Annotated in this window: 18 protein-coding genes; 8 read left to right on the top strand and 10 right to left on the bottom strand. The window is 51.3% G+C overall.

The window, feature by feature from the left end; translation table 11 throughout:
* Positions 1 to 60: 60 nt before the first annotated feature.
* A complete protein-coding gene (locus PsAD5_RS21890) occupies positions 61 to 999 on the top strand; it encodes a DMT family transporter (RefSeq protein WP_063287124.1) in 939 nt (312 codons plus the stop codon).
* A gap of 50 nt (positions 1,000 to 1,049) precedes the next feature.
* Here the strand turns inward: PsAD5_RS21890 and PsAD5_RS21885 are convergent, their stop codons facing one another.
* The gene (locus tag PsAD5_RS21885) at positions 1,050 to 1,949 is read right to left on the bottom strand and encodes a LysR substrate-binding domain-containing protein (RefSeq protein WP_057463767.1); all 900 of its coding nucleotides are present in this window, start codon (positions 1,947 to 1,949) and stop codon (positions 1,050 to 1,052) included.
* Between the two features lie 194 nt (positions 1,950 to 2,143).
* On the opposite strand from PsAD5_RS21885, the gene PsAD5_RS21880 reads away from it, so the two are divergent.
* Positions 2,144 to 2,467 (top strand): DUF1127 domain-containing protein, encoded by a 324-nt coding sequence (locus PsAD5_RS21880; RefSeq protein ID WP_057463768.1) that lies wholly within the window; start codon positions 2,144 to 2,146, stop codon positions 2,465 to 2,467.
* A 136-nt stretch (positions 2,468 to 2,603) separates the two neighbouring features.
* On the opposite strand, the gene PsAD5_RS21875 is transcribed toward PsAD5_RS21880, so the two are convergent.
* The 4 genes from PsAD5_RS21875 to PsAD5_RS21860 all read right to left on the bottom strand — a co-directional run bounded on the left by PsAD5_RS21875 (position 2,604) and on the right by PsAD5_RS21860 (position 7,464).
* On the bottom strand, positions 2,604 to 3,482 hold the full coding sequence (locus PsAD5_RS21875; protein WP_063287123.1) for a LysR family transcriptional regulator: 879 nt from the start codon (positions 3,480 to 3,482) through the stop codon (positions 2,604 to 2,606).
* A 429-nt stretch (positions 3,483 to 3,911) separates the two neighbouring features.
* Positions 3,912 to 4,730 carry a hypothetical protein gene (locus tag PsAD5_RS21870; RefSeq protein WP_208986492.1) on the bottom strand — a complete coding sequence of 273 codons (819 nt, stop codon included), beginning with the start codon at positions 4,728 to 4,730 and terminating at the stop codon, positions 3,912 to 3,914.
* A gap of 146 nt (positions 4,731 to 4,876) precedes the next feature.
* Positions 4,877 to 6,712, bottom strand: a complete 1,836-nt coding sequence (locus PsAD5_RS21865; protein WP_063293677.1) for an adenylate/guanylate cyclase domain-containing protein — start codon at positions 6,710 to 6,712, stop codon at positions 4,877 to 4,879.
* A 23-nt stretch (positions 6,713 to 6,735) separates the two neighbouring features.
* A complete protein-coding gene (locus PsAD5_RS21860; RefSeq protein WP_084404373.1) occupies positions 6,736 to 7,464 on the bottom strand; it encodes a 16S rRNA (uracil(1498)-N(3))-methyltransferase in 729 nt (242 codons plus the stop codon).
* Positions 7,465 to 7,660: 196 nt separating this feature from the next.
* Here PsAD5_RS21860 and xseA point away from each other — a divergent pair, with 196 nt between their 5' ends.
* Positions 7,661 to 9,196: an exodeoxyribonuclease VII large subunit gene (gene xseA, locus PsAD5_RS21855; RefSeq protein ID WP_063293676.1), complete on the top strand. Its 1,536-nt coding sequence runs from the start codon at positions 7,661 to 7,663 to the stop codon at positions 9,194 to 9,196.
* A gap of 367 nt (positions 9,197 to 9,563) precedes the next feature.
* Here xseA and PsAD5_RS21850 read toward each other — a convergent pair whose 3' ends face one another.
* The 4 genes from PsAD5_RS21850 to PsAD5_RS21835 all read right to left on the bottom strand — a co-directional run bounded on the left by PsAD5_RS21850 (position 9,564) and on the right by PsAD5_RS21835 (position 13,740).
* Positions 9,564 to 10,451 (bottom strand): GNAT family N-acetyltransferase, encoded by an 888-nt coding sequence (locus PsAD5_RS21850; RefSeq protein WP_063293836.1) that lies wholly within the window; start codon positions 10,449 to 10,451, stop codon positions 9,564 to 9,566.
* 95 nt (positions 10,452 to 10,546) lie between these two features.
* Positions 10,547 to 11,914 (bottom strand): TRAP transporter large permease, encoded by a 1,368-nt coding sequence (locus PsAD5_RS21845; protein ID WP_063293675.1) that lies wholly within the window; start codon positions 11,912 to 11,914, stop codon positions 10,547 to 10,549.
* Positions 11,911 to 12,582, bottom strand: a complete 672-nt coding sequence (locus tag PsAD5_RS21840) for a TRAP transporter small permease subunit (protein WP_063293674.1) — start codon at positions 12,580 to 12,582, stop codon at positions 11,911 to 11,913. Before PsAD5_RS21840 ends, PsAD5_RS21845 begins: the two co-directional genes overlap by 4 nt.
* A 138-nt stretch (positions 12,583 to 12,720) precedes the next feature.
* On the bottom strand, positions 12,721 to 13,740 hold the full coding sequence (locus PsAD5_RS21835) for a C4-dicarboxylate TRAP transporter substrate-binding protein (RefSeq protein WP_063293673.1): 1,020 nt from the start codon (positions 13,738 to 13,740) through the stop codon (positions 12,721 to 12,723).
* A gap of 450 nt (positions 13,741 to 14,190) precedes the next feature.
* Here PsAD5_RS21835 and PsAD5_RS21830 point away from each other — a divergent pair, with 450 nt between their 5' ends.
* Positions 14,191 to 15,021 (top strand): universal stress protein, encoded by an 831-nt coding sequence (locus tag PsAD5_RS21830; RefSeq protein ID WP_063293672.1) that lies wholly within the window; start codon positions 14,191 to 14,193, stop codon positions 15,019 to 15,021.
* Positions 15,022 to 15,218: 197 nt separating this feature from the next.
* Positions 15,219 to 17,936, top strand: a complete 2,718-nt coding sequence (locus PsAD5_RS21825) for a bifunctional acetate--CoA ligase family protein/GNAT family N-acetyltransferase (protein ID WP_063293671.1) — start codon at positions 15,219 to 15,221, stop codon at positions 17,934 to 17,936.
* 24 nt (positions 17,937 to 17,960) lie between these two features.
* Here PsAD5_RS21825 and PsAD5_RS21820 read toward each other — a convergent pair whose 3' ends face one another.
* A complete protein-coding gene (locus PsAD5_RS21820; RefSeq protein WP_063293670.1) occupies positions 17,961 to 19,634 on the bottom strand; it encodes a thiamine pyrophosphate-binding protein in 1,674 nt (557 codons plus the stop codon).
* A gap of 299 nt (positions 19,635 to 19,933) precedes the next feature.
* Here PsAD5_RS21820 and PsAD5_RS21815 point away from each other — a divergent pair, with 299 nt between their 5' ends.
* The 3 genes from PsAD5_RS21815 to feoB all read left to right on the top strand — a co-directional run bounded on the left by PsAD5_RS21815 (position 19,934) and on the right by feoB (position 24,305).
* Complete coding sequence (locus PsAD5_RS21815; protein ID WP_208988750.1) at positions 19,934 to 21,502, top strand: bifunctional aminoglycoside phosphotransferase/ATP-binding protein; 1,569 nt, start codon at positions 19,934 to 19,936, stop codon at positions 21,500 to 21,502.
* 143 nt (positions 21,503 to 21,645) lie between these two features.
* A complete protein-coding gene (locus tag PsAD5_RS21810; RefSeq protein ID WP_063293668.1) occupies positions 21,646 to 21,966 on the top strand; it encodes a FeoA family protein in 321 nt (106 codons plus the stop codon).
* Positions 21,963 to 24,305, top strand: coding sequence for a ferrous iron transport protein B (feoB, locus tag PsAD5_RS21805; RefSeq protein ID WP_063293667.1), 2,343 nt, complete (start codon positions 21,963 to 21,965; stop codon positions 24,303 to 24,305). The genes PsAD5_RS21810 and feoB overlap by 4 nt, the downstream gene beginning before the upstream one ends.

The raw sequence follows: 24,305 nt of genomic DNA, 5'->3' as shown, positions 1-24,305 counted from the left end.
TCATCTCGCGATTTCATGCAGGAAGTTGCTTGGAACACTTTGAATTGGCAGGAATATTTCATGACAAGTGCTAGCGACGTTGATGCAGGCATTGCTATTTCTCGAAAGCCTCAAGCACTTAGTATGTTCGATCTCGCCCTTTATGGCACAACCGTATTTGCGTGGGGCTTCAGCTGGTACGCCTTGAAGTTGCAGGCGGTCATTACCCCTGAGATTGCACTTTTCTGGCGGTTTCTGTTTGCGACAATCCTAATGTGGGGCTGGGCCATTTTTGGCGGTCATAAGATGGCCTTTCCGCTGCGGGCTCATCTGAGCTTTGCGGGGCTTGGTCTGCTGCTGTTTTCAACCAACTTCCTTTTGTTTTATCATGGCTCACGAGAGCTGCCATCAGGTTTGCTGTCGGTGGTGTTTTCGCTTGCATCCGTGTTCAACATCGTCCTTGGCTTCGTTTTATTTAAGCAAAAAGTAAGCCGTGCGCTTGTGGTTGGTGCTGTTCTTGGTTTCTCTGGTATCTGTCTGATGTTTTATCAAGAGATTGCAGGCAGTACCTGGAATATCGCAGCGTTGGGCGGGCTTGGTCTATGTGCTTTGGGGACCTTAAGCTTCTGTTTTGGCAACATCGTTTCTGCACGTGCGACTGCCAAAAAGATCTCGGTTATCTCAGCCAGTGCATGGGGTATGGTGTACGGCGCTGTCCTTCTTGGTGTGAACGGCCTGCTACAAGGTGCCAGCTTTGAGGTTCCGTTTACGCCGGAGTTTATCTGGAGTTTCCTTTATATGGTGGTCATCGGCTCCATCGTTGCCTTTGGAGCTTATCTGACATTGCTTGGCCGGATCGGCTCTGCACGCGCAGGCTATGCGACAGTGATGTTCCCGATTGTAGCGCTTGGCGTTTCCACTGCGATGGAAGGTTACACCTGGACTGCAACATCCATTCTTGGCCTGATGTTTGCGCTGGGTGGCAACTGGATCGTGCTCAGCCGTTCTGCCAAAAAATAAGCCCGGGGTGTTGAACCACCGGACTTAAAGCACTTCAGTAGAGAAGTCGCTTATTCAGCGGCTTCTGTTTCCATTCCGTTATACTCCATCGTGACGTTACCAATGGACGCCACGATGTGATGGCAAAGCGCATCATGAACCGGCTCAATTGCCATTTGAGATCTGATGATGGTGATGTCGCAAGGTGGCAGTGGTGGCAGGCCTTCTTTTTCTCCAAGAATACGCTGTCCCTGACGCAACGCACTGGCTGGCAGGATTGCGATGGCCAGTCCGGCATTCACGGCACCAGCAAGAGCTGCGGCGCTGGCGCTGGTATAAACCACCTGATGCTGAACGTTCAGATGATCAAGCGCGGCAACGCCTGCCTGTCTCCATGAGCAAGTTGTTGGACCAACCGCAAGGCGCAATGGGCGCTGGTCATGGACGATATGCTCACGAGAGCCAATCCATTGAAGAGGCTCACGGCGCACAATCTGTCCTGGTACACTGGTACAGTCACCGCTGGTGACAATTCCCACGTCCAGATCACCCTTTTGGATTCGTCGCCCAATTTCGTTAGAGCTGGAACATTCCACATCCAAATTGATGCAAGGGTTCAGCCGATTAAATGCTGCAAGTACTTGTGGCAACAGTCGTTCTGCGTAGTCATCTGGCAGCCCGAGTCGGATTCGTCCGGCGATCTCAGGTTCATGAAACGCAGAGAGCGTTTCATCATTTAAAGCAACCATGCGCCGCGCATATTCGACAAGACGTCTTCCGTGTTCTGTTATCCTAGAGTTACGTCCGTCTTTCACAAATATTGGTTGTCCGATACGCTCCTCAAGCTTCTTCATTTGCATGGAAACAGCGGACTGAGTTTTATGTACGGCATCGCCAGCCTTGGTAAAACTTCCCAATTCTGCGACGGCCAGAAATGTTCTCAATTGATCAACATCGATCGAATAAGGCATGGGCTCCCTCCCATTTAACGATGATCAATCAATCACGATCTTGAATGGATTTCAATCGAAAACATTCTCTTGTTTGTCTACAACTTTTCGGTGATATTTGACGCATCGAACGACACCGTTCCCTCTTTTTTTAACCCCCTATACCAGTTCCAATGGATGGCCAGAGCAGCCTATCCAAACGGGAGAGTGATACCATGACGCTTGCATTCCCTACCCCTTCTGAATATCGCAACCCAAATCGCGCTAATGCAGGCACCTTTGAACCACTGACGCTGGCTCACACGTTGCACCTGCTGACAGCTTTGCCTCTAAAGCTCTGGAAACACTATCAGGATCGTCGCGCAATGGTTGAGCTTGCACGCTTGGAAGACCGTATGCTGGACGACATCGGCATTACTCGTGATGACGTTTTCAGCGCGCTTTCTGCTGGCGATGGCAAAGACCCAAGCTGGCATCTACGTATTCGCGCCAGCGAACGCCGCTGCGCCGAAATGGAAAAGCGCCGCCAGCGCGCATAATTTTTGTGGGAGCCTCAATTGGCGGCTCTACCCCTAATTGAACCGCCAAAAATTCATCACCCACATATGAAAAGGGCCTGCATTGCGCAGGCCCTTTTTCTTTTCCGATAACTCGGACTTATTCTTTGCAAGCCACTCAGGCAGAGGCTGCTGTTTTCTCAAAGGACTTCGCCAGATAATCACTCAAAGCGTTTGCTGCTTTGAAATGGCTTTCCTTACCGCGAACCAGCTTGACCACGTAGTTTGGTAGCTGCGGCAGGCCTTCCAGTTCCAGCAGCCCAGCATCAGATGCAACAAGAGATGAGCGCGGCTGAATTGTGATCGCCATACCGCTTGCTGCTGTCATTTCAACAAGACCTGGATTGCTTGAACTGTATTGGATACGGAATGCGCGTTCATCATCCTCAAGCGCTTCAACAGCAGCTTTTCGAATGCGGCATTGTTCCAGACCAACAGCCAATGGCAATTCTCTTTCACTGGCAAGTTTGAAATTGCTGCCAGCTGCCCAAACGAGACGCTCGCTGGAAAGAACACTCCCCTCACCAGCTTCGGCTTCATCTGCGAGGCTGCCGATGATGGCAAGATCCAGTTTGCCTTCTCCCAAAGCCTTACGAAGATCTGCTGCCGGTGCGCAGACGATGGATGCTTCAGCTTTTGGATTGTTCTTAGAGAACTCGAAGATAATCTTTGCGGTTCTGGTTTCGTCAATGCCTTCCGCAAGACCAAGACGAACCTTACCGGTCACTTCGCGCTCCGAGAACATAGCTAATGTCTCGTCATTCAAACGCAGCATCTGACGGGCATGGCGCAACAGTAGCTCGCCATCCTCTGTCAGTTTCGAGTGCCGCCCTTCTCTCCGGAAGACCGTGCGCTCAAGCTTATCTTCCATGCGACGCATTTGCATGGAAATCGCTGATTGCGTTTTATCAAGTTCTTCTGCTGCTCTTGTGAAGCTCCCAGTATCCGCAATCATTACCAGAGTTCGCAGAGAATCTAAGTCTAATAGTGCTGTCATGTCCCCAATCCATAACAATTTGATATGAATATACAGCAAACTGGTGGAAAGAAAACCGAGAGTTGGAATATAATACTTTATTATCGCAGTCTTTTCCCTCTTTTAGGGAGCTTAAGTCGATTCATCACAATAATTAATATAATCAAAATTGTTCTTATTCTGGGTTAGACTCTCGAAAGAATCCAATAGTCAAAATAAAACCCGAAAGAGATCAATCGACTTGGAGTTACGATATAAAAAACACCTAGTAATTCTCTCTAAGATAGAGAGTTATGCTAGATTAATTCATGCCGGTTTGTATTAGCTTGGACGATCAGGCTAGTTCTGAACTCTCGGTCTGAACGGAAACGGAGGAAATTGCAGTAAACAACTTCCTCAATTAGTGATCTTCATCACAAAAAGTTATCCTCAGGTATATGTGAAATATTGTTACCTACGAGATCGAGTTGGCCAAAAAACGTCGCAATATTGCTGCCAAGCCTCGCCCTGAGCTTGTTGCATTGCTGCCAAACCTCCAGACAAGGATGGCACACCCGATTCCTTCGCAGTGGATTGATGCGCCTTACGGCCTGATCCGTTCCCCGGAGACGATGGCTTCTTGGCTCGTGTGTTTTGCGTTGTAGATTCTTTTGGTGACTCATTGTGCTCATCAGAAGCTGAGCTTGTACCCTGCAGAGCATTTGTCCAGAATTCAAGCATCGGATTTTCTAATGGCATCATCTGCGACCAGAAAGCTTCCCGCGCATCCAAGATTGGATTACGCGCAGCATCCGTGTCCTGATGTAACTCTGGACATCCTTTTGCAAAGCCTTGCAAGTAGGCCTCCATCATAGTGCGCTGAGGCCCTGCCAGATAATTCTTCATCATGTTGCCATAGGAAAGCATCAGTAAAATGGGCATTAGCTCCATCCAGCTTTCAACATTCATGGCATCTTTGCGACTGAGGTGGCGTTGCATGGCTGCACTGATATTTTTATCGCCACTGAACATGCTCATGACTTGAGAGAGCATAGCCTGCTGTGGCAATCCGGTCATCCCTTGCCATTTAGACGGATCAGCCCAATTCATGTATGGAAACTCAGGAACACCTGTAGATTTTGCACCCGACTTTCCAGAGGGCGTTTCCTCTTTCTGCATGAAGGGCATAAAACCGTGGCTAGTCTCACAGTAGTCCTTATAGGCTTTTGCATAGTTTTGGCTGAGCATTTCCATAAGGGAAAACATATTGTTATTGGGATGTCGTAACATGAGGTTTTCCCCTCGTAAGCTTCTCACGGCTATTTAATCACTCATCAGACGTAACGTCAGTTCCCTAATTTTGGATGTAGTATTCTGCAAATATTATGTCTAAGAGACGAAATTTGATTGAATTGGGTTCAATAGTGATGCCCGCTCTAAACAATCCGGTAGACATCAACGGCCTCCTCACGGCCACGCAACTGATAATCTCCCAAATGTTTCGTATGAGATTTATCCCTGAGATGGTCCACCGTCGCGTTGCTGGCAAGGGCAATCACTCGGGCATCAGGATCCACCGTTTTGCCAAGCTCCTGTAGACGTGCAGCCACATTCACTGCATCTCCAACGACAGTATAGTTCATCCGTTCAATGGCACCGATGTTGCCGACAACGACTGTTCCTGTGTGAACTCCTATACGCAAGCGTGGCTTTTCAGTCGCGCCCTCCTCGTTTTTGAGCTCTGTCTCCAGCCTTTGCGCAATGAGATGTACCGCATCGATAGCTGCTTGCGCGTGGTTTTCCATGGTTTCCGGAGCTCCCCAAAACGCCATACAACCATCACCAATGTATTTGTCGATAGTTCCATGAGTGTGGCTTATGCAATCGGCAAGCTCCTGGAAGTGTGTGTTGAGTAAGGACGTGGTCTCTTCTGCTGTCAGCTTAGAGGCAACACCAGTGAACCCAGCGATATCAGAGAACAAGATTGTCATCTCACGAAGCTCCGTGCTGTTGAGACCTTCAAATTCTCGCTCCAGCAGCACTCTGACAAGGTCCTTAGGCACATATCTGGAGAATGCGCTCAGAGCCACGCCTGCTGAGTTGAAGGCCTGGTTGGCTTGATCTACCTCTTTAAGTCGCGACCTAGGCAGCGCACTCAACCCTTCCATATTGAGTTTACGGATAGCATTTGCTTGGGTTCCGAGAGCCACAAACGGTCCTGCAAGTCTTCGGCCAATCAAAAACATAAGAAGCACACCGACAGCCAGAAAAGCCGTGGCAGCAACAAAGATTTTGTGCAGATTCTCGAAGGGAACACTGAACTCAGAGGCTAATACATAGCTACCGATGATGATGGGGAAGCGATTTCCGTTTCTCAAATCGTCATAAAGATACAGATAGGTGCCATGGGTAGTTGTGTCGATGTGGGCTTTATAATTGGTGTTGAGAGACCTGCGATTGGCATTTTCGGACCAGATATTGCTCAGAGGTGTGTCCTGCAGATCTGAGATTAATGGGATCGGCTTTGCCTTACTCGGCTTGAAGCTCAGAAACGCTTGCTCAGAGCTCGCCAGAACCTGATCTCGTCCATAAAGGATAAACGGAATCTGAGAAGCCCGCCATTTGATGCGAGCCATCAGTTGACCGAGTAGAGATATTGGATAATCCAACGTGAGTTTAGAGATTGTATTGTCGACTGGATTTCTAATGTAGACGGCAAACTGCATAAACGTTTCACCTATGCCCTCATCATAATACGGAGGAGCCCAGCGATGATTGCCGACTTCCATATCCTGTTCATTAGGAGGCATGACCACCATCTGCTGAACCGGCTGGCTCGCGTGATCTAACTGAACCGAGATCCGTCGTCCAGTCGGGAAAGTGTAGGAAATCCGCTTAATATTGGTCTGGCGTGATAGGATGGAAATCAACTGCTCACGTAAAGCTACAGGCGCGTTGTAGATTAGTGGATCTGACAGGACTTCGGCCGCCAACAGCCCCATCCGTTCTTCATTGCGGAAGAAATCTTCAACAACCTCCAGACCACGTTCGACAATGAGAGCCCCGGTTTCGCGCATAATGACGGTTGTCTGACGGTTTGTGGCATCAGATACATAAAGCAGCATGGAACCGCCAATTAAGGCCAGCAGCATCGCCGCACCAATGCTGAAGACAGTGGAGATGGACAGGCGCCATCTTTTGCTGTCTTTCTTTTTTGAGCTCTCTTTTTGGGGCTGCTTTTCAGCGTCAGCAGTCTTGTTGTTCAGGTCCATTCAGGCCTCCATTCGGAGGTACCTTAGAACCAATCTCCCAATTTTGCCTGAACAACGGCCAAAGCCGCGACGGCAGCTGTGTCTGCTCTCAAAATCCGTGGGCCAAGCGGGATAGCATGTACAAATGGTTTGCTATGCAAAAGCGCACGCTCTTCCTCAGAGAAACCGCCTTCCGGGCCGATTAATACGGCCAGAGGTCCTTTAGGAACATCTTTCAGTGCCTCCAACGGATTGTGCGTCCCATGGCCTTCGTCACAGAAGATAATCTGACGATCACCTTCTTCTTGCCCCCACATAGAAAGAAGTTTCTTAAGTTGTTGTGGCTCCATTACGGAGGGGATTGAAAGCACGCCGCACTGTTCGCAGGCTTCAAGCGCATTGGATTCCATGCGCTCCAGCTTCACCTTTGGGTTTTGGGTGAACTGGGTGAGCACCGGGCGTAAGCGCCCAGCTCCCATCTCCACGGCCTTTTGAACCATGTAATCCAGACGCGCCAGTTTCAGCGGTGCAAACAGATAGTCCAAGTCTGGCATCGGTGTCTGCTCACGCAGCTGCTCAGTCACAATCAGCTGACAGGACTTACGCCCCGTCGGCAGTATCTGGGCCCGCCACTCTCCATGCTTGCCGTTGAAGACGAGCACGTCGCCTCCCTCCTTCATGCGAAGGACATTCAGAAGGTAGTTGGCCTGTGCGCGGTCTGCCTCCAATTGAAGGCCTGCACGGAGATTTTGATCGACAAATAAACGTTGCATGCGAAACTCATAGCGGGACATGGGGGCACCATATGCCAAGCACACGGCAGATACCACTTTGCGCTTAAAGATTTGCTGGTGAGAACTCAATGTCTCAACAGGTGGAAGCGCTTCTCACGGTTCCCCTTTGCAATTGTCGCGGGCTACACTAAGAGAGAATGGTTTACTTTTTGCCGCATATGAAAGAAGTCTGACATTGTCTGAACGCTCCAACATTGCTGAATATACCGTCTCCGAGATTTCCGGTGATATCAAACGCGAGCTTGAGGACAAGTTTGGTTATATCCGTGTGCGGGGCGAGTTGGGTCGTGTGAGCAAACCAGCTTCAGGGCATATCTATCTGGATGTAAAAGACGACAAGTCCGTGCTTTCCGGCATTATCTGGCGTGGCAATGCTTCACGGCTCAAGGTGCAGCCAGAGCAAGGTCTTGAAGTCATTGCAACGGGTAAAATCACCACTTTTCCCGGGCAATCCAAGTACCAGATGGTGATTGATAGCCTTGAGCCAGCTGGCGCTGGAGCGTTGATGGCTCTATTGGAAGAGCGCAAGCGCAAACTGGCTGCAGAAGGTTTATTTGCAGAAGAGCGCAAGGTTGCCTTACCACGTATGCCACGTGTGATTGGCGTTGTTACGTCCCCAACTGGCGCGGTTATTCGCGATATCCTGCACCGCATCAGTGACCGCTTTCCTTTGCATGTTTTGGTTTGGCCAGTTCGCGTTCAGGGTGAGAGCTGCAGCTCAGAAGTTGCTGCTGGTATTCGCGGTTTTAACGCACTTGAGGCCAACGGAGCGATCCCACGCCCTGATGTTCTGATCGTTGCGCGTGGTGGTGGCTCAATTGAAGACCTCTGGGGCTTTAATGATGAAGCTGTGGTTCGTGCGGCGGCAGACTCTCAAATCCCACTGATTTCGGCTGTTGGCCACGAGACAGACTGGACATTGATTGATCTGGCCGCTGATGTGCGGGCGCCAACTCCAACTGGTGCTGCTGAGTTTGCAGTTCCGGTAAAGGCTGAGATGACCGCTCAGGTGGATGATCTGTCCCGCCGCCTTTCAACGGGTTTGTTGCGCCTGGTCCAAACGCGCCGAACCGAGCTGCGGGCAGCAAGTGCTGCACTGCCTGCTCCACGAGATCTTCTTGCTCTTCCACGCCAGCGGTTTGATATGGTGGCAGGCCGTCTTGAGCAGGGACTGAAGACGAACACGCAGATCCACCGGAATTCTCTGACAGCAGTTTCCTCTGGCTTGCGTCCCATCACACTTGAACGGCAGGTTGCGCAAGGGCGCGAGCGGCTCCAAGTTTTGAAAGATCGTGCCATTGCAGCTTTTTCCAACCAGGTGCAACGGCAACGCCTGCGCCTTTCCAACTCTGCCGGGCTTTTGGCCTCACTAAGCTATGAGCGGGTGATTGAGCGTGGTTACGCTGTGGTGCGTGATGAGAACGGTGTACCACTGGCCAGCGCTCAGACTGTGCAGGCCGGTCAGGCTCTGAAATTAGAGATGAAGGGCGGTACTGTTGGAGCTGTGGCTGATGGAGGTGGTGTAACACCAACACCTCCACGAGCAGTAAAGCCGGTGTCAGAACCTGTCGCGGAGGCTACCGCGGAGCCAACTTCTCCTCCAAAGAACTTAGAGGAACACGTGGCTCAGACGAAAGCAAAGCAGGCTAAGCCTTCTCCGAGAAAGAAGAAAAGTATGGTTGATCCAGACGCACAAGGCAGCTTGTTTTAGAAGTGATTACGGAGGAATACTCTCTATTTCCTCATTATTGCGTGATTAAGAGATCAGGACTATATTGAGGAAGAGAAAGGGAGCTACTGCCCCCTTTCACGATGGCTTATTTTAGAATTGCACGGAACCAGAGTACCAGTCTGTTCCGTGCTTTTTCTATTTTGGACTTAAGTTCAAGCTTCATCCATCTACCACCTCCTTCACCAGGCATTGCTACGATCGGAGTGCTTAATCTCTCCGATTGCGTGGACTGGCCCATGCTGCTGCTTTGCAAAGGAGATGGGTTTCTGGAGGTTATCGAGCCTCGGAAGAAATCACTATCCGAGAGACTAAGGGGTATGTGTGGCCCAAGCGAGATAAAAGCAGATCAGGCGGAGACATTCGATAATTCAACAGGCTCCTTAAGTAAGGCAAGATGGAAGCTTCCGTTTTGCTTGAAGCCGATAGCCTCATAAGCTTTTGCTGCCGCTGGATTATCAGTGAACAGAACCGATCTCCGTACGCCTTGTTGCTTCACAAGATCCAGTGTGAGTGCAACGGCGACTCTGGCATATCCATTGTTGCGATGTTCTGGTGGTGTCCAGACAGGGCCGACTTGCACGATTTCTGCGAGGGTTGCATTAAACCCGCTCAGCGCAACAGGTTGCTCGCTATCCAGCAAGACCCATGCATTGCCGCTTTTTTGCATTTCCATTACGCGGTTTGTGATGTGTTTGTCATGCTCTTTGCTGGCTTCACCGTCAAAGGCTTCCAGCTCATACGCTTTTAGCCAATCGAACAGTAATGACGTATCAGCTTCTGACATTGGGATCAGACTGAACTGATCGCTAGTTGCTTTCTCAGAGAGTTGCAGGTCCTCCAAGGCCAGTTGATAGAGGCCTTCACTGCGGTTGGTATTGTAGGCATTTGCGGGAAAGTTCAGTTTGTTCAACACAAAACTGGCTTGCTCACCATCACCAACCATTCCGGCGACCGGGCGATTAACAACTTCACGGAAGTGCGTGGTGAGAGTTTCCAGAGCGTTCAAGTCGGGTGCCTGAGACATCAAGTTACCGTTCCAGAACTGTGCCAAAACACCCTTTAACTCGTCGACTTCATCGTAAGCGCCCCAATACTCTCCCGAATAGAGCTCGCCCGTATATTCAAGGCCAGTTTGTTCGATGTTGTTGAGCAGGAACATTGAGCTGTAGACGTGTTTCATCAAGAACGACCAGACTATCTCTTGATGTTGATTGGATAATTTTTTGATTTTCATGGCAATGCTCTTTGTTGGAAACCACAGAGTATGGCGCAATAAAAAACCCCGGTCCACCGACCGGGGTTTCCCAATATCTCAATTGATCATCCATTTTACATCAAGGATGGCAAGAAGGTGATGATTGCCGGGAAGGCCACCAAGACAGCTACGGTCACCACATCTGCTACAAAGAACGGTGTTGCACCGCGAAAGACTTCCTGAACCGGGATGTCTGGACGCACACCAGAGACCACGAAGCAGTTCAAGCCAATGGGCGGTGTAATCAGACAAAGCTCTGCCATTTTCACCACGATGATACCGAACCAGATCGCACAGGCTGCCCCGGACATACCGAGTGTGCTTTCTGCCGCGCTGACATCGAGACCACCATTCAGTGCCATGATCGCCGGGAAGACTACTGGAAGAGTGAGAACCAGCATACCGATTGCATCCATGAACATTCCAAGCACAGCATACCCAAGCAGAATGCAAACAATGATCATCATTGGTGGATAATCGAGTGCAACAATGAACTCACGGAATGCATCCGGAAGGCCTGCAAAGCCGAGGAAACGGACATAGACGAGTACGCCCCAGATGAGCGTGAAGATCATCACTGTCAGCTTCGCCGTTTCGTGAAGAGCCAGGAAAAGCTGCTTGGTACGCATACCTTTGTAGAATGCTGCCAGTAGCACTACGAATGCGCCACACGCACCAGCTTCTGTTGGTGTTGCAAAGCCGAAATAGAGGCTGGAGAAGATAATCAGGATCACGCCGATGATCGGGAATGTACCGGGTACGGATTCAAAGCGCTGTTTCCAACTATAGCCTCCAATTGCGGGTGCTCCGCCTTGCCATGAGGCGATGACGTAAATGATGGCTGCGTAAATTAAGACAGAAACAACACCCGGTAAGAAACCTGCCATGAGGAGCTTACCGACGCTCTCTTCCACCAAAATGGCGTAGATCACGAGGATCGCACTGGGCGGAATAAGCGAGGCCAGTGTTCCACCAGCAGCAACGACCGCGGCGGAAAGGCGTTTGGAGTAGCCTGCTTCCAGCATTTCTGGGATCGCCACACGGGCGAACACGGCAGAGGTTGCCGTTGATGCGCCGGACACCGCTGCAAAGCCTGCTGTGGCGAAGACAGTTCCGATTGCCAAACCACCCGGAAGCCAGCCCAGCCAGCGTTTCGAGGCTTCAAACAGTTGTTTTGTCAGGCCAGCGTAATAGGCCAAGAAACCAATCAGGATGAAGGTTGGCAGAACAGAAAGCGCATAGGTCACGGATTTGGAATGTGGGATCGTGCCAGCCATTTTTGCAGCTGTCATAACACCGCGCTCAAACCCGAGGCGCATGGAGAAGATTGCGACCATGCCCATTATGCCGACAAACGCTGCCGCGAAAGCAACACGAACCCCAATGATGACGAGGAGCAAGAGCATCCCGGTCATGATGAGACCGATATCAAACGGGGTCATGATGCACCTCCATGGGCAGCTGTTCTCATTTCAGACCCCTCTTCTCCGTTTTCGGCGGAATGGAATGTCTCCTCAATCTCAGCTTTTGCATGCTGAGCAGCATCCATTACGTGCGGCAAATCCAGAACTGAGGCTGATGGATTGATGATCAGACGGGTGTAGCCAAACAGCTGAAGAACGAGGCGAAGCCACAACAAGGACAATGCAAGCGGCACAACAAACTTAGACGGCCAAGTTGGGATGGAAATATCCATCGTGCTGTCCCCGAAAGTCCATGCACGGTCAAAGTGCAGGAAGGAGCCATAAATCAACACGGATACGACAAGAAGGATCGCCAGCACGCCAAGGAACTCTGCAATCCACTGAGTACGGCCTTTGAAGACGCCGATCACCAACTCCATGCGGATGTGGCCGCCAACACGCTGACAATAAGCGATACCCATGAACGCGAACACGGCCATGGCTTGCTCTGTAATATCAATAAAACCGGGTACGGGCTGGTTGAACAAGTTGCGTCCGGCGACCTGAACGACAGCTAACAACATCAAGACGAGAATGGATGTCGCAGCAATGAGGTTGAACAGGTTTTCGATTTTCCCCAGCACACCATTAAAGCGGAGATAGGCCATATCCGACTTAGGATATGCGGGGCCGTTTGATTTGGACATGTTATCAGCCCGATTTTAAGAGAAATGTTGTGCCCTGCTCTGAGCGAGTACTTTTGAGCAGGCTCTTAAACAAAACTCCGATGAGCAGCCATCGGAGTAAAAAGGCGCACCAAACGGGGTGCGCCTTTTGATAGGTAATTACTTACCTGCAATTGCGTTCTGTACAAGTGTGAGCAGTTCTGCTGCTGGGAGACCCTTTGCAGACATATCTTCAACCCACTTGTCCCAGATTGGCTTACCGGCAACAGCCTTGAACCCTTCAAGCTCTTCTTCGGTAAAGGAGATTTGCTTTACACCATTTGCTTCCAGAGCTGGATAGAACTTGTCGTATACCTTTGCGTAGGTATCCAGATAGTGCTGAACTGCAGGGCCTACACTTTCATCCAGCGCCTTCTGGAACTCAGGGGCCAGCATGTCGTAAGCGTCTGTGCTGACGACAACCGGACAACTCACAGTGCCTGGGTTCAGGTTGTTGGTCCACCAGCTGCCAGCTTCAACCGTTTTGAATGACAGATGAGCGTGAGGCGCGAAAGCAACGGCCTGCACGGTCCCAGAATCAATCGCCTGATACGCTTCAGAAGCTGTCACAGTTGTTGGAACAGCGCCGATGGTCTTCATCGCATTACCAACGCCGCCAAGAGCACGCACACGCATGCCTTCAAAGTCAGCTAGCTTTGCAGGTGCATCGCCTTTACCCAACAAGTTATACTGAGGCATTGGTGATGGCATCAGCAGCTTTGCATTCCAACGGCCCAGATCTTTTTGAACTGCAGGGTGATTGTAGAGCGCAAAATCCACCTTAACCTGAGTTTCCAGATCGGGCACGCCGAGGAATGGCAGATCGGTCGTGGTCAGAGTCGGGTTTTTATCTGCATGGTAAGATGCACAGAACTGTGCCATCTCGAACGCACCGATGGAGATGCCATCAAGGTTTTCGCGAGATTTGGACAGTGCTCCACCGTAATGCAGCTTGATTTCAAATTTGCCGTTGGTACGTGCAGCCACTTCTTCAGACAGCTTTTCAACGTGCTCAGTAAATGCACGGCGTTTGCCCCACAACGAGACATTCCAGGTCACATCTGCAGCCAAAGCTTCGCCCACAAACGCAGAGCCCATTGTTGCTGCGAGTGCAGCGGTCGCAACCTTAAGATTTTTCATTTATAAACTCCCGAAAATAAAATGGCCGTCCTTGCAATAGGCGCAAATTCAGCCCCTCCCTGAATTCCGTCAGATATAGAAATATCACAATTTTCTCAGTAATAAACCTTAGTAATTCGAAGATTTAATGACTATTCACATGCCCCTAGGTTCATTCGTTCAAAATATCTTTGCAGGGTGCAAGTGTATAAAAACTCTGCTTTTATTCAGCCAATCAGTTCTTCTTTGCCTAAAGTATAAAGACTTTAAGTATACCTATTTGGGGCGAAACTGGGCTACCTTACTCTCCCTTACTTATAATAATAGTGAAACTGCATTATTTTTCAAAACCTTATCCCAATGATTAAGGTTGACAAGGATCAAAGCAGCTATTGCAATGCTGACCTAATATTTCAGGTGAGGGACAACCTCCCGTACCGCTAAGAAATAGAGGGCAAGGAGACAAGGCTTATGGCAATCAAGGACATTCTCACCATTACAGACCTGAATGGCGATCAAACAGCATCTAAGGTTGCTGTTGAATTTGCCCGTCAGGCAGGCGCACATGCAACGGGGCTTGCGCTGGCATTTGAGCCAATCGTACCAGGTTTCCTGGCTGCACCAATGCCAACCGATTATTTGCAGGTTGCTAAAAATCAGGCCATCGATGCTGCAAAGACTTCTACCGAGAAGTTCAAAGGCTATGCAGAACTCGCTGGCATCTCTACTGAAACCCGTGTGGAAGAGATCGTCACTGGCGGCAGCCTTGAATCCATCATGGGTCATTGCCGCTTGAGCGACATGGTTGTGATTGGTCAGGACAATCCTGAAGCACCAGAGCCAATGCGCGAAATGCTGATCGAAGGTCTGCTGTTTGAATCTGGAGTGCCAACACTGATCGTTCCATTCATCTCCAAAGGTGACTTCCAGACGAAGAAAGTTGTTTTGGCATGGGATGGCAGCGCAACAGCAGCACGTGCAGTGCACGCAGCGCTTCCAATTCTGGAAATGGCAGAGCATGTTACAATCGTGATCGTGAATAAAGGTCTGCCTCTCGAAGGTGAGCCAGGTTCCGACATTGCAACGTACCTTGCCCGCCACGATCTGGAGATCAATGTTGATGTGATCAACAACCCACCAATCGCTGTTGGTGATGCGCTTCTCAACTATGTCTCAGAAAATGGAACAGATCTGCTTGTTATGGGTGGTTACGGTCACAGCCGCATGCGTGAGTACCTCATTGGTGGAGCGACCCGTGACATTCTGCATTCCATGACTATTCCAGTTCTGATGGCTCACTAACTTAGTCGGGAGATGCCCCATTTTGTCTCCCGATCCTTGCCCATTTTAAGAGGGAGAGAGGTGTCGCTTTGCTGTCGCACCTCTCTTCTATTTTGAAGATCAAGCGCCCATCAATTCCATCGTGAAGGGCATTGGTTTAAATTGAATACCTCTGTAACAGCGCCTAAAACTCAACAGAGTTTGACGGGAAATGCACTATGACGATCTGCAATCTAGAAGGTTTGACCTCTCCACGTTCCATTGCCATTGTTGGCCCGAACAGCAAGCAGGAGGTGGTCCTGCAGCGTCTCATAGACAGCCTTGTCGGTTGCGGTTTTTCTGGTCCCAGGGCGTTTGTTGGTTTGCCCAACACTTCGGCGGACGGATTTAGGAGCGTCGCTTCTATTCCAGAAGTGGAGGGCAAAGCAGATCTTGCCATTTTGCTGGGGGACCACACCACAGCAGCAGATGACATCAAGCTTCTTGGAGAGCAAGGCACGCGCGCAGTGGTTATTCCCGCGAGTGGTTTTGACAGCTGGCGCGATGAGCACCTTGATGCTCTTTTGAAAGCAGCACATCCGTACAATATTCGAATTCTCGGCCCGGGTAGTCTGGGGATCGCTTCCCCGCATTCCAAGCTCTCGACACTCCTGACGAGTGAGCAAGCTTTGAAGGGGGAACTGGCACTAATTTCCCGTTCCGGCACCATCTTCAACACTACATTGTCTTGGGCCAAAGCCAACTCCATCGGGTTCTCTGGTGTTGTTTCTCTTGGTCGCCGTTTGGATGTGGATGTCTCCGACTTGCTGGACTGGTACGCGCAGGATTATCGGACCAAAGCGATCCTTGTTCACCTTGAGACCATTGCAAACCCTCGCAAGTTCATGTCAGCAGCCCGTGCCGCAGCCCGGTCCAAACCAGTGATCGTTATCCGCAGTGGTGCTAGTCGTGACCAGCATATTTCCGGTACGGCTCATTCCAGCCGCCTGGCAACCCGCGACTCTGTTTATGATGCTGCATTGCAACGTGCTGGTGTGCTTCGTGTTTACGACCTTGATGAGATGTTTGAGGCTGCGGAAACCGTCACTCGCGTTGCACCATCGGCAGGGCGTCGCCTTTCTATCATCGCGAATGGTCGTAGTCTGGCAACGCTGGCTGCTGACCGTCTTGCGAAGGTTGGCGGCAAGCTGGCGCCAATCAGTGATGAGACCAAAGAGAAGCTCTGCTCTTTGGTCCGGACTGACGCGCGGGCGGACAATCCGATGGTCTTGCCTGAAGCCGCTAGCCCTGAGGAGTTCAAAGAGGGTATCAGTGCTCTCTTGAAAGATCCGAATTCCGACGGTGTATTGGCCATTGCTGCGCCAACCGCTTTTGAAGACTTTTCTGAGGTCGCTAAAGCATTTGCTGAGGCCGGTAAGGAAGACCGCAAACGGCTTGGCAAACATCAAGCCTTTGTGACCACACTGGCTGGCGGGGCCAATATTCCGCGAAAGGTTCTGGATGAAGCGCGTGTGCCTTGCTATCCAAGCCCGTCTGGTGCAATCCGCTCCTTTATGCATCTGGTTCGATACAAGGAAGCGAAGGATCATCTTTCCGCTGTGCCGGACAGCCTGCCCAGCGATTACAAGCCCAATCTGCGACTGGCGAAAGAAACAATCCGAGTTGCGCTGGAGAACGGCCAGAAGTGGCTTACACCTTTGCAAACGCGAGAACTCTTGCGGGCTTATTCAGTCAATCAAGTAGAGTTGCATCTGGTCAAAACCGTTGAGGAAGCTGCCAAGGTTGCTGAGGTTTTGTTCGATAAACATGATCAGCTTGTTCTTAAAGTCAGCAGCCCTGATTTGACCTTCAAGTCTGATGTTGGCGGCGTGCATCTTGGCGTTGACAGCGTTGCTGGTGTGAAAGCAACTTTTGAGAAGATCCTTGGCAATGTGAAACACTCCTACCCACATGCTGATATTACCGGTGTTGAGATCCAGCCAATGGTGACGCGCAGGTTTGGGCTAGAGACCTATGCTGGCCTCGCGGATGATCCGATGTTTGGCCCTGTGGTCGTATTTGGCAAAGGCGGCACCTCCGTTGAGGTGGTTGGTGACCGGGCGATTGATCTGGTGCCTATTGACCTTAACCTCGCCAAGGCAATGATTTCCCGCACCAGCACAGCCAAATTGTTGAAGGGGTTCCGTAATCGACCATCTGCTAATGTTGCAGAGGTGGAACATCTGCTGGTGAAGCTCTCCCAGATTGCCGTTGATTTCCCGGAAGTGCGAGAGCTGGATCTGAATCCGGTAGTGGTGGATGAAAATGGCATCGTGGTGCTTGATGCGCGTGTCGCAATCAGTGCTCCAGATAAACGGCCTGGACGGCAAGGCGCATCTCGCCTGTCTATCGTGCCCTACCCTGTTGAATGGGAACACACACATAAGCTGAAGGACGGTAAGACGATCCTGATCCGGCCAATACGACCTGAAGACCAAGGCAAGTTGAAAAACTTCTTTGAGAAGGTTTCGGTTGAAGACTTGCGGCTAAGGTTCTTTGCTCCCGTCAAAGAGTTTTCGCATACGTTTCTAGCTCGGCTCGTGCAGCTGGACTACGCGCGGGCCATGGCATTTTCAGCTATTGATCCTGAAACGGGCGATATTCTGGGAGTGGTTCGACTGCATGCAAACCCGGACCATACTGAGGGTGAGTATGCGGTGATGGTTCAGTCCAACCTTAAAGGCATGGGTCTTGGTTGGGTTCTGATGAAGTTGATTATTCGTTATGCGAAGGTGGACGGCATCCAGACCGTCAAAGGTGAAGTTTTACGCGAGAACACCACCATGCTGGATATGTGCCGTAGCCTGGGGTTCCGCGTGAAGCGCTCTCCTGATGACGATGCGCTTGCTGATGTTGTTCTGGACGTCACAACCCTTGATCGGGAGACGATGAGCTAAGCCATCGCCTCCGCAATATTTCGCTTAACTCGTCGCCATAGAGGCTTCGCGGATCTGTGACAGCGAACGGATTGGCGTGATCGCTTCTGGGTCCAGATGCAGATGCAACAGAGCTGGCTTGCCACTTGCTTTTGCTGCTTCAAAGGCGGGACCAAACTCATCAGCCGTTTTCACCGTGCTTGAGTGGAAGCCATAGGCTTTTGCAACATCAGCGAAGTTTGGATTGTGCAGTGTGGTGGCGCTGATACGGCCCGGATACTCGCGTTCCTGATGCATGCGGATCGTGCCGTAGATACCGTTGTCGACAACAACTACAATAATGTTTGCACCCTCCTGCGCCGCTGTTCCCAGTTCCTGAATGGTCATCTGCAGGCATCCGTCCCCTGCAAAGCAAACCACATTGCGCTCAGGGAACTTGAGCTTGGCCGCGACAGCTGCTGGCAAGCCGTAGCCCATGGAGCCGGAGGTTGGAGCCAGCTGTGTGTTGTATTTACGGAAGCGATGGAAGCGATGCACCCATGTTGCGTAATTGCCTGCGCCATTGGTGAAGATGGTGGTGTCATCGAGGTTGTTCTCAATCCACTCCATCACCTCAGCCATTTGTAGGTCACCCGTCACCGTTGGGCGAGCACCTGACCATGCCAGATAATCCGCATGCGCTTCTTCAACCTGAGCTTTCCAGCCAGCTTGCTGCTTTACGTCCAATTCTGCCAGAGCTTCGCAGAAGCCTGCAGGGCTGGCGTTGATGCCCAGCGTTGGCAGGTACATACGACCAAGTTCTTCTGCACCCGGATGGATGTGAACGACCTTTTGCACTGGGACTGGGATATTCAGCATGGAGTAGGACTGGCTTGGCATCTCGGAGAGAATATCGCCGAGCAGGACAATAAGATCCGAGTTCTCGATGCGTGCTTTGAGTTTCGGGTTGATGCCAATGCCAACATCACCAGCGTAGCAAGCATGGCCGTTGTCAAACAGCATTTGGCGACGGAACGATACACCAACCGGCAAACCAGTCTTTTCAGCAAACGCCTTAAAGGTGTCGCAAGTCTCTTCTGACCAGCGGGAGCCACCCAGAATGAAGAAGGGGCGTACTGCACCTTCCAGCAGCTCTTGGAACTCTTCCATCTGATGATTGGACGGATAAGTTTCAATTGGGCGCATAGCCGGAACACGTTGTGCTTCTGCCAGTTCGATCAGCATATCTTCTGGCAGAGCCAAAACGACGGGACCGGGACGGCCTGATGTTGCGACATGGTAAGCGCGAGAGACCATTTCCGGGATGCGGTCAGCCTGATCAATCTCAGCCACCCACTTAGCGATGCTGCCAAACATCTGACGGTAGTTGACTTCCTGAAAGGCGTCACGCTCGCGCATATCGCGGGCAATCTGGCCAACAAACAGGATCATCGGTGTGGAATCCTGCTGCGCAATGTGCACGCCGGCAGATGCGTTGGTTGCGCCCGGGCCGCGTGTCACCATGCAGATGCCTGGCTTGCCGGTCATTTTACCCCAAGCTTCTGCCATCATGGCCGCGCCGCCTTCCTGACGGCACAGGGTGATTGGAACGGAAGCATCATAAAGTGCGTCCAGAACAGCAAGATAGCTCTCACCCGGCACACAGAAGACACGCTCGGCGCCCTGATCTTCCAGCGCATCCACGATTAACTGACCACCGGTCCGCATTGTCTGGCTCATCCCTCACTCCAGTCTTAATTCGATTGAGGCGAAGATACGCGGATTATGCTCTCGTGAAAATCTGCAGTATTTCTCTTTATTATTCCCAGATGGAATGAACTGGGCAAATCGCGATGTAAATGATGAAGCCTGCATGACAGATTGAGTGGTTTATTGAGTTACCCTTGTTTTTCACTGCAAGGCAAAGTCTCTCGCCCTAGAATAAGTCCTAAGCCCGATTGATAGATTGGCAATTGCAGCCTGAAGGTGCACAACATCTCCAGGTATTTTGCTTTTGCGTAGTTTCGATGGATGGACCCATGACCGCCGCCAGTTTTGACGTGGATACTCTGACCCAAAGCGACATCATCAGCTTTTTCACCTCTCCGGAGGCGCACCGGGGGCAAGAGGTCAAGCGCATCGACACGCATGCGAATATTGCCTTTCTGGTTGGAAATGATGCCTACAAGATGAAGCGGGATGTGAAGTTTCCGTTCCTTGACTATTCTACGCTAGAGAAGCGGAAAACAGCCTGTGAAGCCGAGATCAAGCTCAACAGTCAGTATGCCCCGCAGATTTACCGCAGTACCTTGCCCATCACGTTAGAGCGGGATGGCTCTTTGGAGCTGGCCGGTCATGGCGCTGTCGTTGAATGGGTGGTCCATATGAACCGCTTTAACGAGCACCTCGGGCTGGACAGGGTTGCTGAGGAAAAGGGTATCAGCAGAGAGCTGGCGGCAGACTTAGCGAAACTGATGGTAGATGCCCATAGCCGGACAACACAGCGGCAAGCTCAGCCGTGGATTGATGATCTGCTCAATTACACCGACCAAAACCTTGAGGCATTTCGAGAGTTCCCGCAGTTCTTTCCCAGTGACCAAGTGTTGGCATTGGACGAAGCTGCCCGCAAAGAGCACCGGCATATCGAAGGCATGATCCGGGACCGCGGCGAGTTGGGGCTCGTGCGTCTAAATCATGGCGATGCTCACCTTGCCAATATAGTGATGCATGACGGGAAACCGCTTCTGTTTGATGCTGTTGAGTTTGATGATGCGATCGCGACAGGAGATGTTCTTTATGATCTCGCCTTTTTGCTATTAGACCTATGTGAACGGAAAGAGCCTGAAGCAGCTAATGTGGTGCTCAATACCTATCTCCAGTTGGCGCGACAGCCAAAGCATCTGGAAGACCTCCGTGTATTAAGGTTCTACCTGATGATGCGAGCTGCGATCCGCGCCAAGATCGGGGCCGCGGCGTCATTGCACCAAGAGGGTGAAACACGGCGGAAGACCGAGTATCAGGCGCAAGAGTATTTTAAGGTTTGCCGGAGAGCACTTGAACCAACTCCGCCCGTGCTTTGTGTGATTGGTGGCCTTTCCGGCACTGGTAAAACCACACTCGCTCAAGGACTGGCACCTTTACTGGGACGCATGCCAGGGGCCATACATCTGCGCACAGATGTTTTGCGTAAGGAGATGCTGGATCTCGGTGAGGTCGAAACCGCCAGCAAGGAAACATATACACTAGAGTTTTCAGCCAAGGTCTACGCTGAGTTGCTGCATCGGGCGAAAGTGGTGCTGGCAGCCGGGCACTCCGTCATTATCGATGGGGTTTATAGCAAGCCGGCAGAAAGAGACTCGGTTGAGCAACTTGCCGTAAAGACAGGTGCAGAATTTCAGGGGATCTGGCTGGAAGCTGACGTTGAGACGCTTATCAACCGTGTTGATGCGCGACACGGCGACGCATCAGATGCAGACTCTAAGGTGGTGCGGATGCAGCAAAGTTACGACCTGGGCGAGATTCACTGGGTTAGGCTGGATAGCGCTAAATCCAAAGAAGCTGTTTTAGAACAAGCACGTAGAGTGACAGGGCTGTCTCAGTTACAGTAGTATTCCATTTTTTATAATAATTCCAAAGTGATAGCAGTACTCTATAACGCAGCAATGTTCCTTTCTTGTTTGATTCCCGTCATTGCAAGTCATTCGCAGTTGCAGTTTTATGTCTTCAAGAAATAAGATTTTTGGAGACGTTGATGTCTTTGCTAGCCAGAGAAACATTCGAGCAAGCACCCCACAAAGAAGTCTTCGCACCTTATCGCGAAACATTCGTTCCACCTGTACAGGCTATGCCGCTGACAGAAGCACGTGCAGGTGTTGAGCTGAAGGTTATTCGCCTTGGACGCAACCGGGCAGATGCCCTGAAGTTGCGTTCTCTTGGTTTGACCAGTGATCGTCCGCTTTCCATTTTTGAAGGCAGCGGTTCACGGGCACGTATCCTTTCCATCGGCTCTCAGCGCGTGGCTGTTGGTGTTGACTTGGCTGACACTATTCTGGTGGAAGAGGTTAGCCAATGAGCTGCCACGACACTGGCTCTTGCCGCTGTGAAGACAAACCCCAAGTCCATTTGCTTGGAACTGCCAACTCCGGCAAATCCAGCCTGTTTAACAAGCTGACTGGCCGCAGTCAGGTTATCGGCAACTGGCCGGGTGTTACTGTTGACCGCAAGACTGGCATTTGTGAAACGCAGACCACCGCGCTGGCGCTGCTGGACTTACCCGGCGTTGCAACGCTTTCCTCTCCTGAAGATGACCGTATTGACGAACGCATTACCCGTCAGGCGCTTTTGTCTGATCGCCCGGCCGCACTGGCCGTTGTGCTTGATCCGATTGCGCTGGAGCGTTCTCTTGCCATTTTGCTACAAGCACTCGCATTTGATGTGCCAATTGTAGCAGTGATGACCAAAGCAGACCTGTGGCCTGCCGGTGTTTTGCAATCAGCTGCGGATCGTCTTTCAGCTGCGCTTGCTATGCCGGTGATCGCGACTTCCGTACACGACGAGCATTCTCTGGCTGGTTTTCGTGATGAATTGTCAACTGCTGTTCGCTCACCAGATGTCCCCTCCCGTTTGCTGACAGATCCGTTTGATCTGATTGAGCCTGTCAAAGAGCTCGCAGATGAGATTGCCAGACTAGCTCCGACCTTGTCAGATCAATCCATGCCATTGGCGCATCGGTTGATGGAAGGAGACAAGCTGGCGCGTGAGATGGTGCCTGCTGCTGTGCTGGAGAAGGCTCAAGCCATTTCCAACAGATGTGAGCTTCGCCTGCAAGACCCAACTGAGTTGGTGATGGCGACGAGTTACTTCAATCGGGCTTACTCCCTCGCGCAACTGATGGAACTGCCTGAGCCACAGGATGTACGCAGCTTCTCAGATAAGATTGACCGCTTTGTGCTTTCCAAGTGGGCTGGCCCATTTGTGTTCCTTGGCGCGATGTATGCGATGTTCTTCATCGCGATTAATGTTTCCTCTTACTTCATCGATCTGTTTGATGGATTGGGAGATGCCTTGTTTATTCAGGCACCCCTGAGCCTGCTTTATGCAGTTGGGCTTGAGGGCGGTGCACTGGAAATGCTGATCACAGCGCTTGGCGGAGGTTTACAGACTGTCGGTACGTTCGCCCCTATCGTCGGCTTGCTTTTCCTCTGTCAGATTTTTCTTGAGCAGAGCGGGTATATGGCCCGTGCAGCAGTGGTTGCAGATGGCCTGATGCGCCGGATCGGACTGCCCGGTCGCGCCTTCCTGCCGCTTATTCTGGGCTTTGGTTGCACCGTACCTGCTGTTGTGGCGACCCGTACGCTGGAGACGGAACGCGAGCGGGTGGTGACATCCATGATGGCGCCGTTCATGTCCTGCGGTGCACGCCTGCCAGTGTATGCTTTGTTTGCAGCGGCGTTCTTCCCGGTCAACGGCCAGAACATTGTGTTTGCGCTTTATCTGCTTGGCGTTGGCGTGGCTATCTTTACAGGCTGGGCGCTGTCCAATTCCTTCTACAGAGGGCAATCCACCAGCCTTGCTATTGAGCTGCCGACCTATCAGATGCCGCAGTTTGCACAGGTGATGAAGCTGGTCTGGACGCGCCTGAAGATCTTCCTGTTTGGCGCTGGTAAGATTATTGTCACGGTGGTGGCTGTTCTGACCATTTTGAACTCCGTTGATTTTGAAGGAAACATTGGCAACGAGGCCAATGGCAACTCTGTTTTGGCTGTTGTTTCCAAACAAGTGACACCAATCTTCGCTCCTATGGGCCTGAGTGAAGATGACTGGCCTGCCACGGTTGGTCTGGTCACTGGCATCTTTGCGAAGGAAGCCGTGGTTGGTACCTTGCAGACGCTTTACGTCACCACTGATGAAGAAGGTGGAGCCCCTGCGCCGCTGGAGACTGCACAAGAGGCCATCAATATCTTCACGACCAGCATTGTGGATCTGACCTCGCAGATGCTTGATCCACTTGGCATCGATATTGGTGATACCTCCAGCTATAACGTGGCTGCTGAAGAGCAAGAGGTTGAGGTGGGCCTGTTCACCGCACTTGCGGCGCACTTTGACGGAAAAGTAGGCGCATTTGCCTACATGATTGCAGTCCTGCTTTACATTCCATGCACTGCGGCTCTGGCCACTATCTGGCGAGAGGTTGGGCGCAACTGGGCTCTGTTTGCGGCAGGCTGGACCACCTTGCTGGCCTACTCCGGCGCTTCTCTGGCTTATCAGATTGGCACCTTCGCTCGCCACCCAACATCTTCTGCGCTCTGGATCATTGGACTACTGGCTGCAATTGCCTGCGTGTTGGTCTTCATGCGCCAGAAAGCAGAGAGCACCATTGCGCATCAGGCAGCACTGGAGGCCGCAGAATAA

It is taken from the genome of Pseudovibrio sp. Ad5 (assembly GCF_001623095.1).
Lineage (GTDB): Bacteria > Pseudomonadota > Alphaproteobacteria > Rhizobiales > Stappiaceae > Pseudovibrio.
This window is presented reverse-complemented; position numbering and strand designations above follow the sequence as displayed.

What these genes read in the sequence shown, in the direction of transcription:
- PsAD5_RS21880 (WP_057463768.1), top strand. Translation starts at nt 2,144, where the DNA reads ATGACGCTTGCATTCCCTACCCCTTCTGAATATCGCAACCCAAATCGC.
- PsAD5_RS21870 (WP_208986492.1), bottom strand. Translation starts at nt 4,730, where the DNA reads ATGTTACGACATCCCAATAACAATATGTTTTCCCTTATGGAAATGCTC.
- PsAD5_RS21875 (WP_063287123.1), bottom strand. Translation starts at nt 3,482, where the DNA reads ATGACAGCACTATTAGACTTAGATTCTCTGCGAACTCTGGTAATGATT.
- PsAD5_RS21890 (WP_063287124.1), top strand. Translation starts at nt 61, where the DNA reads ATGACAAGTGCTAGCGACGTTGATGCAGGCATTGCTATTTCTCGAAAG.
- PsAD5_RS21825 (WP_063293671.1), top strand. Translation starts at nt 15,219, where the DNA reads ATGACGATCTGCAATCTAGAAGGTTTGACCTCTCCACGTTCCATTGCC.
- PsAD5_RS21860 (WP_084404373.1), bottom strand. Translation starts at nt 7,464, where the DNA reads ATGCAACGTTTATTTGTCGATCAAAATCTCCGTGCAGGCCTTCAATTG.
- PsAD5_RS21840 (WP_063293674.1), bottom strand. Translation starts at nt 12,582, where the DNA reads ATGTCCAAATCAAACGGCCCCGCATATCCTAAGTCGGATATGGCCTAT.
- feoB (WP_063293667.1), top strand. Translation starts at nt 21,963, where the DNA reads ATGAGCTGCCACGACACTGGCTCTTGCCGCTGTGAAGACAAACCCCAA.
- PsAD5_RS21810 (WP_063293668.1), top strand. Translation starts at nt 21,646, where the DNA reads ATGTCTTTGCTAGCCAGAGAAACATTCGAGCAAGCACCCCACAAAGAA.
- PsAD5_RS21850 (WP_063293836.1), bottom strand. Translation starts at nt 10,451, where the DNA reads ATGAAAATCAAAAAATTATCCAATCAACATCAAGAGATAGTCTGGTCG.
- PsAD5_RS21815 (WP_208988750.1), top strand. Translation starts at nt 19,934, where the DNA reads ATGACCGCCGCCAGTTTTGACGTGGATACTCTGACCCAAAGCGACATC.
- PsAD5_RS21845 (WP_063293675.1), bottom strand. Translation starts at nt 11,914, where the DNA reads ATGACCCCGTTTGATATCGGTCTCATCATGACCGGGATGCTCTTGCTC.
- PsAD5_RS21885 (WP_057463767.1), bottom strand. Translation starts at nt 1,949, where the DNA reads ATGCCTTATTCGATCGATGTTGATCAATTGAGAACATTTCTGGCCGTC.
- PsAD5_RS21835 (WP_063293673.1), bottom strand. Translation starts at nt 13,740, where the DNA reads ATGAAAAATCTTAAGGTTGCGACCGCTGCACTCGCAGCAACAATGGGC.
- PsAD5_RS21820 (WP_063293670.1), bottom strand. Translation starts at nt 19,634, where the DNA reads ATGAGCCAGACAATGCGGACCGGTGGTCAGTTAATCGTGGATGCGCTG.
- PsAD5_RS21865 (WP_063293677.1), bottom strand. Translation starts at nt 6,712, where the DNA reads ATGGACCTGAACAACAAGACTGCTGACGCTGAAAAGCAGCCCCAAAAA.
- PsAD5_RS21830 (WP_063293672.1), top strand. Translation starts at nt 14,191, where the DNA reads ATGGCAATCAAGGACATTCTCACCATTACAGACCTGAATGGCGATCAA.